This window comes from Syntrophomonas sp. UBA5494, from assembly GCF_002426325.1.
This window is the reverse complement of sequence record NZ_DIPG01000122.1, coordinates 12,693-15,148: the sequence shown is the minus strand read 5'-3', so window position 1 is coordinate 15,148 and position 2,456 is coordinate 12,693. Positions and strand designations below refer to the sequence as shown.

Genomic DNA, 2,456 nt, shown 5'->3' with positions numbered 1-2,456 from the left:
CCGCTCTTCATCAATTTACGGATGTCTTCTTCCGCCCAATGAGCGGCAATATCCCTGAATTGTGATGTGGCCTTGTTGCTCAGGAATTTTTCTGCCGGCTGGACTATCGTCTTCTGAGGGGGAAGCTGGTATTTATCAGGGATCACCGGAAGGGATGCCTGCCACGGTTTTTCCGGGCTCTGGGAGGAGTCATCCAGAATCCGGCGTGCTTCAACAAAGTGCTCCCCATACCAGTATTTGAAGCTGGTGGTGATGCCGATGGCAGTAGGACGGCCTGAAATGGTCTGGATAATGGCGGGCTCCCCATTGATTTCCCCCATGTAAATAGCCACATGGCCGATGTGAGTACCGCTGCCATCGCTGTCTTTTTTCCAGAAGGTGAAGATATCTCCCGGCCTGAGATTTTCGGTGCCAACCAGTTCATATTTGTCGCTGCCCGGAATTTCGCGGGAGTATACCCCGGCAACTTTTCGGCCCACCTGAGGATATTTCCTCGAAGCTGAGGTTATGGTATATCCAAAATCTTTGTAAAGCAGTGCAGTGAAAATCGAACAGTCAATATAGCCGGTGCCCCCGTATTTGTAGTGACCGTATATCATATAACCGTGCTCCATATACCAGATAGCCCGGGCTACCAGGGCCTGGGCCTCACTGTTGTTATAGCCGGCCAGAAAAGCGTCAGCTAAGGCTTTGTCGTTTTTTAAATATGCCGCATAGTTGTCCTGGTATCTCTGTATGCGGCTCTCAGTGCTGCTGGCCGCCCATGAAGCAGAGGTGCTGAATGCGGAAATCATTACCCCTAAAATGATTGCAATAATTAGCTTCCTTAACATGACTTACCTCCTCTATGAAAGAATTGGTTCTATTTACAAATTTGCCATACATTTGGCTATGACCTTTATGTAATTTGTGGTAATGATGCCAGGGAAGTTTTTCCCCGCGTCATTTTTTGGTTAACAGAGGATGTGAAGTCAGGAGGCCGGTGGGGATTTTTAGTTTTAGAACAGCTCCGCAGGTCTTACAGGGGCTCCCTTTGAGACTGCCGGGTTCATATACACGCAATCAAATCCCCCCGGGGCATTAGGAATCGGTGGCATAACAAATATACTGCGAATATTTCAAGCCCCACCCCAACACACTAAGTGTAGATATTGAGAAAGGAAGGAAAGAATGGATACAAAGCAGAAAGAACAATCTTCAATAAACGAGCAAAGCAAGAATGAACAGCTGGAAATCTTTAGCATGAATCACGATATGGAACCGTTGACGACCAATCAGGGACTGCGCCTTTCCGATACGGATAATTCACTTAAAGCCGGATCTCGCGGCCCCACACTAATGGAGGACTTCCATTTTCGCGAAAAACTCACCCATTTCGACCATGAACGCATTCCCGAGCGCGTAGTTCATGCGCGCGGCTTTGGAGCCCATGGCTACTTTCAAATTTATGAACCTTTAACAGAATTGACCAAGGCCAGATTCTTGCAGGACCCTGCCGTTAAAACCCCGGTCTTCGTAAGGTTTTCGACGGTGGTGGGTTCCCGTGGGTCAGCGGATACCGTCCGTGATGTACGCGGTTTTGCCACTAAGTTTTATACTGAAGAAGGCAACTATGATTTAGTCGGCAACAATATCCCCATCTTTTTTATCCAGGACGGCATTAAATTCCCCGACGTGGTGCATGCCATCAAACCCGAACCGCACCATGAAATGCCGCAGGCTTCTTCCGCCCATGATACCTTTTGGGATTTTGTGGTCAGCACTCCGGAATTGGCTCATATGATCATGTGGTTGATGTCTGACCGGGCCATTCCACGCAGTTTCCGGATGATGGAGGGCTTTGCCGTCAATACCTTCCGTCTTATCAATGAGCAGGGCAAGGCTCGTTTCGTAAAATTCCATTGGAAACCGCTGCTGGGGGTGCACTCCCTGGTTTGGGACGAAGCCCAGAAAATCGCAGGGAAAAACCCCGATTTCCATCGCGGTGATTTATGGAATGCCATAGAGGATGGAGAGTACCCCGAATATGAACTGGGTATTCAGGTATTGGAAGAAGATCAGGAGTTCGCCTTTGATTTTGACATTCTTGATCCTACCAAGTTCTGGCCGGAAGAACTGGTGCCGGTTCGCCGCATCGGGAAAATGACCCTGAACCGCAACGTTGACAACTTTTTTGCGGAAACCGAGCAGGTAGCCTTTCACCCCGGCCATGTAGTTCCCGGGATTGATTTTACCAATGATCCTCTCTTACAGAGTCGTCTGTTTTCCTATTTGGATACCCAGCTGATCCGCCTGGGCGGCCCGAATTTTCACGAGATTCCTATCAACAGGCCGGTTGCTCAAGTCCACAACAACCAGCGTGACGGCTATCATCGCATGACCATCGACCGTGGCCTGGTCAGTTATTCTCCCAACAGCATGCAGGGCAACAACCCCCACCCTGCCCCGGAGCACGA

General features: G+C 49.5%; 2 protein-coding genes. One reads left to right on the top strand and one right to left on the bottom strand.

Annotated elements, in window-relative coordinates:
- A partial coding sequence (locus B3W37_RS13395) for an NlpC/P60 family protein (RefSeq protein WP_483176121.1) occupies positions 1-833 on the bottom strand: 833 nt, incomplete at its 3' end.
- 337 nt (positions 834-1,170) lie between these two features.
- Between B3W37_RS13395 and B3W37_RS13390 the strand changes: the two genes are divergently transcribed.
- The coding region (locus tag B3W37_RS13390) for a catalase (protein ID WP_483176120.1) at positions 1,171-2,456 on the top strand (1,286 nt) is incomplete at its 3' end.